Annotated in this window: 13 protein-coding genes and 2 tRNA genes; 10 read left to right on the top strand and 5 right to left on the bottom strand. The window is 59.5% G+C overall.

Features of this window, described 5'->3' with window-relative positions:
* The first annotated feature begins 4 nt into the window (after positions 1 to 4).
* Positions 5 to 1027 carry an Ldh family oxidoreductase gene (locus CLM58_RS11215; protein ID WP_143226560.1) on the top strand — a complete coding sequence of 341 codons (1023 nt, stop codon included), beginning with the start codon at positions 5 to 7 and terminating at the stop codon, positions 1025 to 1027.
* Here the strand turns inward: CLM58_RS11215 and CLM58_RS11210 are convergent.
* The 4 genes from CLM58_RS11210 to CLM58_RS11195 are packed head-to-tail and all read right to left on the bottom strand — an operon-like array spanning position 1024 to position 4800.
* Complete coding sequence (locus CLM58_RS11210; RefSeq protein ID WP_095597070.1) at positions 1024 to 2286, bottom strand: aminotransferase class V-fold PLP-dependent enzyme; 1263 nt, start codon at positions 2284 to 2286, stop codon at positions 1024 to 1026. The genes CLM58_RS11215 and CLM58_RS11210 overlap by 4 nt on opposite strands.
* Positions 2287 to 2291: 5 nt before the next feature.
* The gene (locus tag CLM58_RS11205; RefSeq protein ID WP_095596011.1) at positions 2292 to 2759 is read right to left on the bottom strand and encodes a PaaI family thioesterase; all 468 of its coding nucleotides are present in this window, start codon (positions 2757 to 2759) and stop codon (positions 2292 to 2294) included.
* Positions 2759 to 3544, bottom strand: coding sequence for an enoyl-CoA hydratase (locus CLM58_RS11200; protein WP_095596010.1), 786 nt, complete (start codon positions 3542 to 3544; stop codon positions 2759 to 2761). The genes CLM58_RS11205 and CLM58_RS11200 overlap by 1 nt, the downstream gene beginning before the upstream one ends.
* Positions 3545 to 3561: 17 nt before the next feature.
* The gene (locus tag CLM58_RS11195; protein ID WP_229666116.1) at positions 3562 to 4800 is read right to left on the bottom strand and encodes a CaiB/BaiF CoA transferase family protein; all 1239 of its coding nucleotides are present in this window, start codon (positions 4798 to 4800) and stop codon (positions 3562 to 3564) included.
* 111 nt (positions 4801 to 4911) lie between these two features.
* Between CLM58_RS11195 and CLM58_RS11190 the strand changes: the two genes are divergently transcribed.
* Both CLM58_RS11190 and CLM58_RS11185 read left to right on the top strand, forming a co-directional pair.
* A complete protein-coding gene (locus tag CLM58_RS11190; RefSeq protein ID WP_095596009.1) occupies positions 4912 to 5610 on the top strand; it encodes a GntR family transcriptional regulator in 699 nt (232 codons plus the stop codon).
* Positions 5611 to 5644: 34 nt separating this feature from the next.
* Entirely contained in the window at positions 5645 to 7168 is a 1524-nt protein-coding gene (locus CLM58_RS11185; RefSeq protein ID WP_095596008.1) for a malonate--CoA ligase, read from the top strand.
* A 242-nt stretch (positions 7169 to 7410) separates the two neighbouring features.
* Here CLM58_RS11185 and CLM58_RS11180 read toward each other — a convergent pair.
* Positions 7411 to 7500: transfer RNA gene (locus tag CLM58_RS11180), tRNA-Ser, on the bottom strand.
* A gap of 136 nt (positions 7501 to 7636) precedes the next feature.
* Here CLM58_RS11180 and CLM58_RS11175 point away from each other — a divergent pair.
* The 7 genes from CLM58_RS11175 to CLM58_RS11145 all read left to right on the top strand — a co-directional run bounded on the left by CLM58_RS11175 (position 7637) and on the right by CLM58_RS11145 (position 14670).
* A tRNA-Gly gene (locus CLM58_RS11175) sits at positions 7637 to 7710 on the top strand.
* A 43-nt stretch (positions 7711 to 7753) separates the two neighbouring features.
* Positions 7754 to 8632 (top strand): LysR family transcriptional regulator, encoded by an 879-nt coding sequence (locus CLM58_RS11170; RefSeq protein WP_095596007.1) that lies wholly within the window; start codon positions 7754 to 7756, stop codon positions 8630 to 8632.
* A gap of 133 nt (positions 8633 to 8765) precedes the next feature.
* A complete protein-coding gene (locus CLM58_RS11165) occupies positions 8766 to 9242 on the top strand; it encodes a formate dehydrogenase subunit gamma (RefSeq protein ID WP_095596006.1) in 477 nt (158 codons plus the stop codon).
* Positions 9242 to 10768, top strand: a complete 1527-nt coding sequence (locus tag CLM58_RS11160; RefSeq protein ID WP_095597068.1) for a formate dehydrogenase beta subunit — start codon at positions 9242 to 9244, stop codon at positions 10766 to 10768. The genes CLM58_RS11165 and CLM58_RS11160 overlap by 1 nt, the downstream gene beginning before the upstream one ends.
* Positions 10765 to 13641: a formate dehydrogenase subunit alpha gene (gene fdhF, locus CLM58_RS11155; RefSeq protein ID WP_095596005.1), complete on the top strand. Its 2877-nt coding sequence runs from the start codon at positions 10765 to 10767 to the stop codon at positions 13639 to 13641. Before CLM58_RS11160 ends, fdhF begins: the two co-directional genes overlap by 4 nt.
* Positions 13641 to 14459, top strand: coding sequence for a formate dehydrogenase accessory sulfurtransferase FdhD (gene fdhD, locus CLM58_RS11150; protein WP_095596004.1), 819 nt, complete (start codon positions 13641 to 13643; stop codon positions 14457 to 14459). Before fdhF ends, fdhD begins: the two co-directional genes overlap by 1 nt.
* Positions 14449 to 14670, top strand: coding sequence for a formate dehydrogenase subunit delta (locus CLM58_RS11145; protein WP_095596003.1), 222 nt, complete (start codon positions 14449 to 14451; stop codon positions 14668 to 14670). The genes fdhD and CLM58_RS11145 overlap by 11 nt, the downstream gene beginning before the upstream one ends.
* Positions 14671 to 14706 lie beyond the last annotated feature (36 nt).

The following is a 14706-nucleotide window of genomic DNA, read 5'->3' as shown; positions in this document are numbered from 1 at the left end:
GGTAGTGGAGAGGATCGCTGAATGCGAGCTGGTCGGGCTCGTTGGGTCGGCTTTCCGCGCGGCGGCGATGCGCGCCGATATGGCCGATGACGCCGCGCGGATGCTCGTTACCGCCGAGATGATGGGGATCAGCACCCACGGCGTGTCACGGACCGGGTACTATGTCGACCGAATGGAAAAAGGCGGCGTCAATCCCGATGCAACGCCCATAATCACCGCCCCTGCAGCGGCCCTAAGGCAGGTGGACGGTCAGAACGGCCTTGGTGCGGCCGTCGCATTTCGCGCCATGACCTCTGCGATGGAGGCGGCGCGGGAGGTCGGCATAGGCGCGGCCTTTTGCCGTGCCTCATCACATCTCGGCGCGTTGGCGCCGCTGCTGCTCCAAGCGGCCGAGGCTGGCTTCGCCGCGATCTGCACCACCAACACCGCACCCATGATCGCTGCCCCCGGAGGACGCTCTCCGATACTTGGCAATCAGCCGCTCGGGATCACGATCCCCGATACCGGCGGTCGGCATCTCATCTTCGATGTAGCTTTGTCAGTCGCCGCCCGATCGAAGGTGCGACAGGCAGCGGCTGCAGGCATCCCGATCCCGGACAGTTGGGCGACGGATGCGCAGGGCCAGCCAACGACCGATGCGGCCGAGGCGATGAAGGGGTTCATGCAGGCCATCGGTGGTAGCAAGGGCGCGAACCTCTCTCTAGCGCTCGACCTCTTTACAGCCGTCCTTTCGGGGTCGTCGTTTCTATCGGAGATCCCGAACGCCAATCAAAACCCCGAAGCCGTAAGCAATACCGGGCACCTGTTCCTGGTGATCGACGCCGGGCGCCTCTTATCGCCCCAATCCGCCTCGGATCGTCTTGGCGTGGCACGCTCACTTCTGAAAGAGAGCGCCGCACCAGATGCTGCGCATGGGCCGCGCCTTCCTGGCGATCGCGCGCTGGCGTCGCTCGCCGAGGCACGTGCCAAAGGCGTACCGATCGCGCCTGACCTGCTGGGAAGACTCAAGGCGCTCGCGCGGGTCTAGTTGGCTTCAGCAATCTCGCGGATCGCCTGAAGGAACTGCGCGACCTCGGCTTGGCTGTTGTAGTGACACAAGGAAACGCGAACGGCAGAAGTAATGCCAAGCGGATCAAGGATGTTGCCAGAGTAGTGATCGGCCTTGCGCGTGTGGGTTCGGATGCCCCGCTTCCGCAGCGCTGTTACGACGTCGGGAGCGTCCATTCCCTCGACCACCAAGGACACAAGACCCTCGCGTTTCGGGTTTTCGGCCCCGCCAATGATCGTTATCCCGGGTATTTCTGCCAGACCCTTCTGATTGCCTGTGCCTTTGATCATGGCGTCGGTCAGCGCCATCTCATGGGCATGGATCGCCTCGCCCGCGGCAACGATCCTTTCGCGCCGGTCCTCGGCAGACGAGACTTCGCCCCCTAGCCAGTCGAAATAATCTACCACGTCGGAAAAGGTGGCATAGGCACCGGTATCCCGAGTTCCGAACTCCCAAGGCTCGCCGGGCGCGTCGATAAGATGCTCGTGCTTAAGCCCGTTTAGGCGGTCCGAAACCCAAGCCACACCATAGCCATGGCGCGAGAAGACCTTGTAAGGCGACACGACATAGCCGTCGATGTCATAGCTCTCGATGTCTAACCGGCCATGCGCGGCGTGCTGAATCCCGTCCACAATGATGATGCAGTCTGGGGCGACGCGGCGTATTTCGGCTGCAACTGCGCCCACGTCAACACCCATGCCGGTCACGGGCGATGTGTGCAGGATTGTGGCCACGCGGGTATCGGGAGTGATCTCGGGCCGATATCCATCCGGGTCAACTGTTCCCGTCGCGTTGTCATGAGACACAAGGACATGTGCCTTGCCCGCAACTTCAGACCAGTGCCGCGCGGCGCTGCGGGTCGCGGGATGCTCGAGCGTACTGCCAAGAACGCGGCCCTCCTCCGTCGCCAAGCAGGCGGTACGGATCAGCCGGAAAAGAAGCTCGGTGCCGCTTTCGCCGACAAAGAATTGACCACCGGAAGTATTGAAGAAGACCGCCATATCGGCCTTGGCCTTGTCGATCAGGGCCATCAGTGCATGAGCGGCAGGGTTGTCTCGGCCCTGGTTGTCGGGAATGGCTGCAAATTTCGCAGAGGTCTCAACAACAGATTTCAGGGTCAGCGCGCCGCCCGCATTCTCGAAGAATATCCGCTCGCCTTCGAACGGGCAGGTATCGACATGAGCGAAACGGCTACGAACTTCCGAGAGAAGTTCGGCGTCAATAGGTCGTATTAGCATCGTCATCAGCCTGGCATCTTCCACGTGGCGGTTGCGAGAGCTGCGAGTTTGCCATCCGGCCCCTTGAGCCGACTTTCCATGAAAGACAGCGTCCGCCCCTTCTTGGTGAATCGGCCCTCACAGGTCACAGTTCCCTCCATAACCGGGCGCATGAACTGCACCTTCAGTTCTATGGTCGCGCCAGGCCCTGCGATCTTTTTAACCAGATGCCCCATGGAAATGTCCATAGCAGAGGCCATTGCGCCCCCATGAAGCGACCCCTGCGGATTTCGAAGCATGTCGGTGACCGGAAACGTCAGCCTGCATACCTCTTTCTCAGAGTCCGGAACGCCTTCAGGAAGATACTCGAAGCTGAGCCCCAGAAACCGCGAAAAGAAGAAGGTTTCGAAGGCCTGCTCGTGACCTTCGATCGCTTCATTAAAATGCGCCCGGGCTTTCGCCTCGTCTATGCGCTTTGGTGCGGCATCCTCCATCAGGACCCAACGAACTGAGGTTTGCGCTTTTCAAGAAAGGCACGGCGGCCTTCGATATAGTCCTGACTATTGAAGCAGGCCTGCACGCGGCGCTCGCATTCTTCAAGGTCTCGCTCACTTTCTGGCAGAACCACCTGACTCACGATGTACTTGACCGAAGTGACGGTCATCGGCGCGTTTGCCGCAATCATCTTCGCGGTCTCTTCGGCGGCCTCGGCCACTTTTCCGTCTTCGACCACACGATTTACAAGACCCATGGTTCTTGCCTCTTCAGCGTTGAAGCGCCGAGCGGTGAAAAAGATTTCCTTGGCAAAGGACGGTCCGACAACGTCGACAAGTCGCTTGATGCCGGGATAGCCGTATCCAAGGCCAAGTTTGGCCGCTGGCACCGCGAACTGCGACCCTTCTCCGCAGATCCGAAGATCGCAGCTGAGCGACAGGGCGACGCCGCCCCCAATGCAAAAACCGTCGATCTGCGCGATCGTGGGTTTGGGAAACGCTTCGAGGCTGTCGTAGACGCGTTTTGTGGTGGCATTGTAATGCGCGACGGCCTCTGCGCTGGCGCGCTCGCTCTCAAACTTCGATACATCGGCCCCCGAGACGAAAGCTTTTCCACCGGCACCTGACAGGATCAGGATCCGCACCTCTGGGTCTGCGGCGAAACGAGCCAGAGCTTCTTCGACAGCCTCCCACATCTCCAGCGAGACGGCGTTTCTCTTTTCCGGCTGGTTGAAGATGATCCGCGCGATCTCGCCATTCTGCTCGGTGATAATTTTTTCAGTCATTTATTACGTCCGTTAGATTAGATTGCGCCATTTTCTTTCATGGCAGCGATTTCGGTTTCCGAATAGCCTATCTCTTTGAGGATGGCTTCGGAATGCTGACCCGCCAGCGGCGGCGGCGCCGCGATTCTGCTGGGCGTCCGGCTCATGGTGATTGGCTGGCCCACAAGCCGAGTTTCACCACGTTCGTGGCTATGGACAGGCTGGGCAAGGCCAAGATGGTGCACCTGCGGATTGTCAAAGACCTGTCCGATGTCGTTGATTTCACCGGCGGGAACGCCCGCCTCATTCATGATATCGATCCACTCCGCCGTCGTCCGGGTGAGGGTTATCTCCTCGATCTCTTCCCCAAGAACATCCCGGTTCTCGGATCGTGCTGGCGGCGTCGCAAATCGGTCGTCCTCGATCCAATCCTTGCGATCCAGCGCGGTCGCAAACCGCTTCCATATCTCCTGTCCCGCGACGGCAAGGTTCATGTGCCCATCCTTAGTCTTGAAGACACCGGTCGGAATCGACGTCGGGTGATTGTTGCCCGCCTGCTTTGGCACGTCTCCATCCATGAGGAAACGCGCCGCCTGAAAGTCCAGCATGAAGACCTGCGCCTGAAGGAGCGAGGTTTGAATCCACTGCCCCTTGCCCGATTTTTCGCGTTCGAGAAGTGCGATCAGGATGCCCTGTGCGGCGAAAAGCCCTGCGCAAAGATCGGCGATCGGAATGCCGACGCGCATCGGGCCCTCACCGGGTTTGCCGGTTATCGACATCAGACCGCCCATGCCCTGCGCGATCTGGTCAAAGCCTGGCCGCGCGGCAAGCGGACCGTCCTGTCCAAAACCGGATATGGAGGCATAGACCAAACCCGGGTTGTCCACAGAAAGCGTCTCATAGTCGATGCCGAGGCGCTTTTTTACGCCGGGACGGAAATTCTCGACGATGACGTCGGCCGTCTTGGCGAGTCTCTTGAAAGCCGCGATCCCTTCCTCGGTTTTCAAGTTAAGCGTCAGCGACCGCTTGTTCCGATGCAGGTTCTGGAAATCGGGTCCGGAGCGCGGACCGCCAAGCTGCGCGCTATCTACGGGCGTCTCGATCTTTATGACATCGGCGCCCCAATCAGCGAACTGGCGTACACATGTGGGACCAGAGCGGACCCGCGTCAGGTCCAGAACGCGAATGCCCTTCAGGGCCGTACTCGGGAGAGGAAGCGACATATTGGTTTCCGTATCCTGCATTTCGCCAACGGCCTCCTTTTGGGACTGCGCCATTATGCTCCCCCCTTGGAAATTGTGTCGTTGGCATTACTATGCCAAAGATCAGTGCTTAGCAATATAAATGTTGATTGTTGACAAAAATACGGCGTTGGGAGAAGAAGACGTATGACGATTTCGGCCAGAACAATTGGACAGGGACGCGCCACACTCGCCGGCGAAGTACGCGGCGAGATTGAGCGTATGATAGTCGAGGGAGATCTCGCCGCCGGAGAGAAGCTGAACGAACTGGCGTTGTCGAATGTCATGGGCGTGAGCCGCGGCACTGTGCGAGAAGCCATCCGATCACTGGCCGATTCCGGATTGATCGACCTAATCGCGAACCGGGGCGCCTTTGTTCATGAAACCACCCTCGGCGAGGTACGGAACCTATATGAACTGAGGGCCGCGATTTTCGGGCTTGCCTGCGCATCATCCGCTCGCAGGGTTAGGGAAAGCACCGAACCCAACCTTCCCAATGCTCTAACCAAGAACATCGCGAAGATGGAAAAGGCGCATAAGAGCGGAGAAACGGCGGCCTACTACAAACTCAACATCGAATTTCACGATCTGCTTCTCCACGGCGCGGGGAACCCGCGCGCCAAGGCCATGTATGACAATCTGGTCAAAGAGATGCATCTGTTCAGGCGCCGCGGTCTTTCTGTTCCGCACAATATCGCGCGGTCGCTCGAAGAGCACAGCGCCATCAGCGATGCCGTCATTTCTGGCGATGCGGAAGCGGCAAGAAAGGCGGCCGAACACCACATCGCAGCAAGCCTCACACGTTATATGAAAATGGTCGAAAAAGAAGACGTCGGCTCCACCTGACGCCCGCCCGACCGACAGCAAGGAACACCTCAACATGAGCAACCCGCTCTACGATGCCCTTTTTGCCCCGCACGAAGACAAGTCAACACCGTTTCTACATCTGGCCGACGGCTCGACGATTACGCATGGCGCTTTTCTAAATGAGGTGGGCCAAACTGCAAACGCGCTTCGGGCGCTCGGCGTCAAGCCCGGAGACCGTGTCGCAGTCCATGTCGCGAAATCGCCGCAAGCGCTGGCGCTTTACGCGGCCTGCGTCAAGTCGGGCGCGGTCTTTCTCCCGCTCAACACCGCCTATACTCCGCGTGAGCTCGAGTATTTCGTCGGCGACAGTGGCGCGGCGCTCTTCGTGTGCGACCCAAGCGAAGCCGACGACCTGCAAGCTATCGCTGGTGAAACAGGGGGTGTCCTGAAGACGCTCGGTGGCGACGGGAAAGGCTCTCTGACCGATGTGGTCGCAACCCAACCCATCGATTTCGAGACTTGTGAACGTGGGGCAGATGACCTTGCCGCTCTTCTTTATACCTCGGGCACCACCGGCCGGTCGAAGGGTGCTATGCTGACCCACAAAAACCTGCTTTCGAACGCGGAGGCCTTGGTCGAAACGTGGCGCTTTACGTCGGATGATGTATTGCTCCACGCCCTGCCAATCTTTCACAGTCACGGGCTTTTCGTGGCGACGAATATTATGCTGCTCGCTGGCGGCTCGATGATTTTCCTGCCGAAATTCGATGCCGAGATCGTGCTCGATCGCCTGCCAGACGCGACCACCATGATGGGCGTACCAACATTCTATACCCGACTGCTGGACGATCCGCGCTTCACGAAAGATCTCGTGGGCCATATGCGTCTTTTCATCTCAGGATCCGCGCCTCTTCTGGCCGAGACACACAAGCAGTTCGAAGAACGGACCGGTCACAAGATACTGGAACGCTACGGCATGACCGAGACATCGATGAGCACGTCAAACCCTTATGACGGCGAACGCCGTGCCGGAACCGTGGGGTTACCTCTGCCCGGCGTCGAGGCGAAGATCTGCGACGCAGAGACCTGCGATGAGATTCCGACCGGCGAAATCGGGGTGCTTTGGGTCCGCGGGCCTCATGTCTTCAAGGGCTATTGGCAAATGCCCGAAAAGACCCGTGAAGAACTCATGGAAGATGGTTGGTTCATCACCGGCGATCTCGCGCTGATCGACGAACGGGGCTACATCCATATCGTCGGGCGCGGCAAGGATCTCATTATTTCCGGCGGCTACAACATCTACCCCAAGGAAATCGAACTCTTCTTGGACGCGATCCCAGGCGTGAAGGAAAGTGCGGTGATCGGCGCGCCGCACCCCGATTTCGGCGAAAGCGTGGTGGCAGTTCTGGTCCCCGAAACGGACGCATCCCTCGACACTTCCGAAATCGAAGCACTCGTGCGACGTGACCTCGCGGGGTTCAAGCGGCCTAGACGGATCGAAATCGTGGACGCGCTGCCGCGCAATACGATGGGCAAAGTTCAAAAGAACCAACTTCGAGAGACCTTTGCGGATTCGTTTCAAACCGCAGCAAGCTGAGAAATATCATTTAGAACGGCGCAGGCGAGCAAAGCCGTCTGCGCCGCTCCCAAACGCACTGAAAGCACCACACAACTTCAAAGAAACCGCTCAATTTCTTTGGTACTCTGCAACAAAAGATCCGAAGCAAACTGAGATCGACTGCAACAATCCTACAATTTACAATTAGGGGACTTATAGGGGGACAAGAAAGGCCAATACCCCACTAACTGTTTATTATTTAAAAACAGTTATGGGGTGAATGGCGGAGACGAAGGGATTCGAACCCTCGATACCGTTTCCGGTATACTCCCTTAGCAGGGGAGCGCCTTCGACCACTCGGCCACGTCTCCGCCGACGGGTGTAGCCTTAATCGCAGGGGAAGGACAAGCGGGATTTCCGGGTGTTGGTGATTTTCCTTCCTCAGACCTATGAAGCCCAGTTTCGCTATTGCAGCGGCTATGGCTGCGTGGCTATATCGAAGACGTTGCGGGTGTAGCTCAATGGTAGAGCAGGAGCTTCCCAAGCTTAAGACGAGGGTTCGATTCCCTTCACCCGCTCCATCCCCTCTTTACCCCCCGCCCTGACCGGGTGCAGAGTGTCGCCATGATCGACAAGCTTGAGATGTTCATTGCGCTGGCCAATCAGCAGCACTTTGGCCGCGCGGCCGAGGAATGCGGTGTGACCCAGCCCACCCTGTCGGCAGCGATCAAACAGCTGGAAGACCAGCTTGGCGTGATGCTGGTCTGGCGCGGCTCCCGGTTTAAGGGGCTAACGCCAGAGGGGCAGCGCGTTCTGGTCTGGGCGCGGCAGATTGTCGGCGACGCGCGGACCATGCGCGAAGAGATGCGGGCGGTGAAACAAGGCCTGTCTGGCGATCTTCGGATTGCGGTCATTCCCACCGCATTGGCGATGGTCAGCGATCTGACCAGCCGTTTGCGGGCCCGTCACCCCAACTTGCGATTCACCGTGACCTCGCAAAGTTCTGTCGAGATTCTGCAGCTTCTTGAGAACCTCGAGATCGACGCAGGTATTACCTATCTCGACAATGAACCGCTTGGGCGGCTGACAACCGTGCCGCTGTTCTACGAACATTACTATTTGGTGACCCCTGCCAATCAGGCGCGCACATCCATCACCTGGGCAGAGGCCGCGCAACTGCCACTGTGCCTGCTGACACCAGAAATGCAGAACCGACGGATCGTGAACCAGTATATGGCCGCCGCCGGGGCAGAGATCGCGCCAAGACTGGAATCGAACTCTGTCATCACCCTGATCAGCCACGTTCTGACGGGCGACTGGGCGACCATCCTGCCGCTGAAAACCGCGCGCCTGTTCCTGAACTCTGGCGAACTGGCCGCCTGCCCGATCACAGAACCCGAGGCCGAACATATGGTGGGCCTTGTCGCGCCCCCGCGCGAACCGCACACACCTGTGCTGGAGGCGCTGATATCCGAGGCGCGGAAACTGTCTGACATCGACTGATCGGTCGCCCTGTTTCATTGCGAAACGGGATATTATTTGATAGACTATCTCTATCAAATAACGAATATTCAATATTGAATTGCCGATCAAACCACCACAGAACAAACCAATAGACTTACTGTGGGGACGACCTGTGCAAACAGCCACCGACGCAAGCGCCATCCGCGCCCGAACCTTAGAGATCGCCACGGCCCATGACGGGCTTGAGGCGCCCTTGCTGCCCACCCTGCATGGCGTTCAGAATGCGCTTGGCCATATCCCGGAAGAGGCTCTGCTTACACTGGCCGAACACTTCAACCTGTCGCGGGCAGAGGTTCACGGGGTGATGTCCTTTTACCATGACTTCAAAACCAAACCCGGCGGGCGCAAGGTTTTGAAGATTTGCCGGGCCGAAGCCTGTCAGGCCATGGGTGCCGATGCCGTGGCAGCAGCCGCCAAAGATAAGCTAGGTGTGGACTGGCACGAGACGACCCCGAATGGGGCGGTCACTCTGGAACCTGTCTACTGCCTTGGCCTGTGTGCCTGTGCACCTGCGGCCATGCTGGACGACAAGGTCCATGGCCGGGTGAACGAACAGCTCGACACGCTGCTGGCGGAGGCACAGTCATGATGAAGGTCTACGTCCCCGGCGATTCCGCCGCCCTCGCCCTTGGGGCTGACGCCGTGGCCCGCGCGGTCATGACCGAGGCTGAAACACAGGATTTGGACCTGCATGTGGTGCGCAACGGCTCTCGTGGGATGATCTGGCTGGAACCTCTGGTCGAAATAGAGACAGAGGCCGGGCGCACCGCCTTCGGCCCCATCACCCCGGATGAAATCCCAGACTTGCTGGCCTCGCCCAGCACCCACCCCAAAGCCCTTGGCCCGGTCGAAGACCTGCCGTTCTTCGCCAAGCAAACCCGCCTGACCTTCGCCCGCTGCGGCCTGACGGATCCGCTTAGCCTTGAAGACTATTGGACCCACAGCGGCTTTGCCGGTCTAACCAAGGCCCTGAAGATGTCGCCACAAGAGATCGTCGATACAGTCACCACCTCGGGCCTGCGCGGTCGCGGCGGGGCGGGTTTTCCGACGGGGATCAAATGGCAGACTGTTCTAGATTGCGACGGACCCCAGAAGTACATCGTCTGCAACGCCGACGAAGGCGACAGCGGCACATTTGCCGACCGGATGATCATGGAGGGCGACCCCTTCGTCTTGATCGAAGGCATGATCATCGCAGGTCTCGCTGTCGGGGCGACCAAGGGGTACATCTACCTGCGATCCGAATACCCAGACGCGATCCGTGTCATGAAGCGCGCAATCGAAATCGCCCAAGGCGCAGGCATTCTGGGCGACAGCATTTTGGATAGTGGCAAAGCGTTCGATATGGAGGTCCGCGTGGGTGCAGGCGCTTATGTCTGCGGCGAAGAAACCAGCCTTCTCAACAGCTTGGAAGGCAAACGTGGTGTGGTTCGCGCCAAGCCCCCGCTTCCTGCGCACGAAGGGTTCTTGGGCAAACCAACCGTTGTGAACAACGTCATCTCGCTGGCCACTGTGCCGGTCATCTTGGACAAGGGCGGCGAGTATTTCCGTGACTTCGGCCTTGGCCGGTCGCGCGGGACGATCCCCATTCAGATCGCGGGCAATGCCAAACACGGCGGGTTGTTCGAGGCCGCCTTTGGCATGTCCCTTGGCGAGTTGGTCGACGAGATCGCAGGCGGCACTGCGACGGGTCGGCCCGTGAAAGCGGTCCAAGTGGGCGGCCCCTTGGGCGCCTATTTCCCGCGCGAGAAATTCGACACACCGTTTGGTTATGAAGAATTCGACGGCCAAGGCGGGCTGATCGGCCACGCCGGGATCGTGATCTTTGATGACACCGCCGATATGCAATCCATGGCCCGTTTTGCGATGGAGTTCTGCGCCATTGAAAGCTGCGGAAAGTGCACCCCCTGCCGTATTGGTGCGGTGCGCGGTGTGGAAACCATCGACCGCATCGGACGCGGCGACCTTGAGGCGACCGAAATCCTGACCGACCTGTGCGAGACAATGCGCGAAGGGTCCCTTTGCGCGCTTGGCGGCTTTACGCCCTTCCCTGTCATGTCGGCCTTGACCCACTTCCCCGAAGACTTCGGACCTCAGAAGGAGGCTGCGGAATGAAAGACTTCATCATCCCCGATCCCGATTTCGGCACCCCTGCCTCGAAATCCACAAACACCGTCACCCTGATCATCGACGGCCAGCAGGTGAGCGTGCCAGAGGGCACCTCTGTCATGCGCGCCAGTGCCGAGGCCGGGATTAAGATCCCCAAGCTTTGCGCCACCGATATGGTTGACGCCTTCGGGTCCTGCCGCCTGTGTCTGGTCGAGATCGAAGGCCGTCGCGGCACCCCGGCCTCTTGCACCACGCCCGTGGCCGAGGGGATGGTCGTCCACAGCCAGACCCCCAAGCTGCACAAGTTGCGCAAAGGGGTGATGGAGCTTTATATCTCAGACCACCCGCTGGATTGTTTGACCTGTGCCGCTAATGGCGATTGCGAGCTTCAGGACATGGCTGGCGTCGTCGGCCTGCGCGACGTGCGCTATGAACCGGGCGAAAACCACTTTGAGACCCGCCAGAACGGCGAGGCCAACCCCGCCTACCAGCCCAAAGACGAAACCAACCCCTATTTCACCTACGACCCGTCGAAATGCATCGTCTGCTCGCGCTGCGTCCGCGCCTGTGAAGAGGTTCAGGGCACCTTTGCCTTGACGATCGAGGGTCGCGGCTTCGACAGCCGCGTCTCGCCCGGCATGGGGTCTGACGACTTCCTAGGCAGCGAATGCGTCAGCTGCGGCGCCTGCGTGCAGGCTTGCCCCACCGCAACCCTGCAGGAAAAATCCATTATTGAGGTCGGCCAGCCCGACCATTCTGTCGTCACCACCTGCGCCTATTGTGGCGTCGGCTGCTCCTTCAAGGCCGAGATGCGCGGCGAAGAACTGGTTCGCATGGTCCCCTATAAGCAAGGCAAGGCGAACCGGGGACACTCCTGCGTCAAAGGGCGCTTTGCCTATGGCTATACCAGCCACAAAGATCGCATCCTGAACCCGATGATCCGCGACAGCATCGAGGACCCGTGGCAAGAAGTGTCCTGGGACGAGGCCATCAGCTTTGCCGCCACCAAGCTGCGCGATCTACAATCGAAACACGGGGTGCGTTCGATCGGCGGCATCACCTCTTCCCGCTGCACGAACGAGGAAACCTTCCTTGTTCAGAAACTGATCCGTCAGGTCTTTGGCAACAACAACACCGACACTTGCGCACGGGTCTGTCACTCGCCCACCGGTTACGGGCTGAAGACCACCTTTGGCACATCAGCCGGGACACAGGATTTCGACTCCGTCGAAGACACCGACGTGGTCATCGTCATGGGCGCCAACCCTACCGACGGCCATCCGGTCTTTGCCTCGCGTCTGAAGAAACGCTTGCGCCAAGGGGCCAAGCTGATCGTCATTGACCCGCGTCGGATTGATCTGGTCCGCACCCCGCATATTCAGGCCGCCCACCATCTGGCGCTGACCCCCGGCACGAACGTTGCGGTCATGACAGCGCTGGCCCACACCATCGTGACAGAGGGCCTGTGTGACGAAGACTTCATCCGCACCCAATGTGACTGGGAAGAGTTCCAGGATTGGGCCGAATTCGTCAGCCGCCCGGAAAACTCGCCCGAAAGCACCGCCCTTCTGACCGGCGTCCCCGCGGAAGAGCTGCGTTCTGCTGCGCGCCTATTCGCCACTGGCGGCAATGGCGCGATCTATTACGGTCTGGGTGTGACCGAGCACTCTCAAGGCTCCACCACAGTTATTTCAATCGCCAACCTCGCCATGGCCACCGGCAACATCGGTCGTCGAGGTGTGGGTGTGAACCCACTGCGCGGGCAGAACAACGTGCAGGGCGCGTGTGACATGGGCTCTTTCCCGCACGAACTGCCCGGCTATCGCCACGTCTCTGACGATGCCACCCGCGAGGTGTTTGAAAAGATCTGGGGCACCAAGATTGACGATGAACCCGGTCTGCGCATTCCCAACATGCTGGACGCCGCTGTCGAAGGCACGTTCAAGGGCCTTTACTGTCAGGGCGAAGACATCCTGCAATCGGACCCCAACACCAAACACGTGGCCGCGGGCCTGAAAGCCATGGAATGCGTGATCGTTCACGACCTCTTCCTTAACGAAACCGCAAACTACGCCCATGTCTTCCTGCCGGGGTCGTCCTTCTTGGAAAAAGACGGCACCTTCACCAACGCCGAACGCCGCATCAACCGCGTTCGCAAGGTGATGGCACCCAAGAACGGCTATGCCGACTGGCAGGTCACCCAGCTTCTGGCCAACGCCATGGATGCTGGATGGAACTACACGCACCCCTCGCAAGTCATGGATGAAATAGCAGCCACAACCCCTTCTTTTGCAAACGTAAATTACGATGCACTGGAAGAGAAAGGCTCAATCCAGTGGCCCTGCAATGACGCCGCGCCCGAAGGCACGCCGATCATGCACACCAACGGGTTCGTGCGTGGCAAAGGCCAGTTCGTCGTCACCGAATACATCGCCACGGATGAGAAAACAGGCCCCCGCTATCCGCTGTTGCTGACCACGGGCCGTATCCTGTCGCAATACAACGTGGGCGCCCAGACCCGTCGGACAGAGAACGTCGTCTGGCACGATCAGGACGATCTGGAAATCCACCCGTTCGACGCCGAAAACCGCGGAATTCAGGATGGTTCATGGGTCCGACTGGCGTCACGCTCCGGGGAAACTGCCTTGCGGGCCAAGGTTACCGATCGCGTCTCTCCCGGCGTGGTTTACACGACCTTCCACCATCCTGACACGCAGGCCAATGTCATCACAACGGACTATTCCGACTGGGCCACGAACTGCCCGGAATACAAGGTGACGGCGGTACAGGTCAGCCCCTCGAACGGACCAACCGACTGGCAGGAAGACTATGCCGCGCGGGCCAAGGCTTCGCGTCGCATCCTTCCAGCGGCAGAGTGATGCCGCGCCCGTCGCAATCTGTTTCCAGCGTGGCGGTGTCCCGGGGCACCGCCCGCCCCAATACGCGGGACATCCCCGAGGAAACCGCCGTCGCGCTGTCTTATAACGGTACGACGCAGGCGGTGATGATGGCCACGCCCGCCGATCTACAGGAATTCGCCATCGGCTTTTCACTTGGCGAGGGGATCGTCACACATCCTGACCAGATCGAACGGTTAGAAATCGAAGAACTGGACGCCGGTATCGACTGTCAGATGTGGCTGTCGGACGAGGCCGCCGACCGCCTTGGTGAACGCCGCCGCCAGATGGCGGGACCCGTTGGTTGTGGCCTATGTGGGATCGATTCACTGGAACAGGCCATGCGTCCCCTGCCCCAATTGCCACCTGACAACGTATGTACGGGTTCTGCACGCCTTCTTCACGCAATGCACATGCTGCGAAAAGGCCAGAAATTGCACGATCTGACCCGCGGCGTTCATGGCGCCGGATTCCTGCACGCAGACGATACCGTAACCGTGAAAGAGGACGTCGGCCGCCACAACGCGCTGGACAAACTGATCGGCTCTTTGGCGCTTCAGGGGATCGATCCGGCCAGCGGCGTGATCCTGCTGACCAGCCGCGTTTCCGTCGAACTGGTGCAAAAAACGGTCCTTGCGGGTGCGCCTATTCTAATCGCTGTCTCTGCCCCGACAGCCCACGCCGTCCGGCTGGCCGAAGATGCAGGCCTGACCCTGATCGCGCTGGCCCGCGACGAGCGTTTCGAGATTTTCACCCATCCCCACCGGATTACCCCACAAGAGGCCCATAATGTCGCTTGAGAAACTCACCTACATGGCCAACCAGATCGCTTCGTTCTTCAGGTCGCAACCCGAAGACAAGGCCGTCGCCGGAATTGCGAACCATATCAATGATTTCTGGGAGCCTCGCATGCGCCTTCAACTGTTCGAAATCCTGGATGCGGGCGGTGACGGGCTGTCGCCACTTGTGATCAAAGCCGCCGACCAGATCCGCCGACCCAAAGCTGCATGATGCGCCCGGGGCTTTGATACGTTAAAAGACCCGCGA

The organism is Actibacterium pelagium, from assembly GCF_002285415.1.
GTDB lineage: Bacteria > Pseudomonadota > Alphaproteobacteria > Rhodobacterales > Rhodobacteraceae > Actibacterium_B > Actibacterium_B pelagium.
Note: the sequence above shows the minus strand (reverse complement) of the source record. Positions and strands in the feature narration are given on the sequence as shown.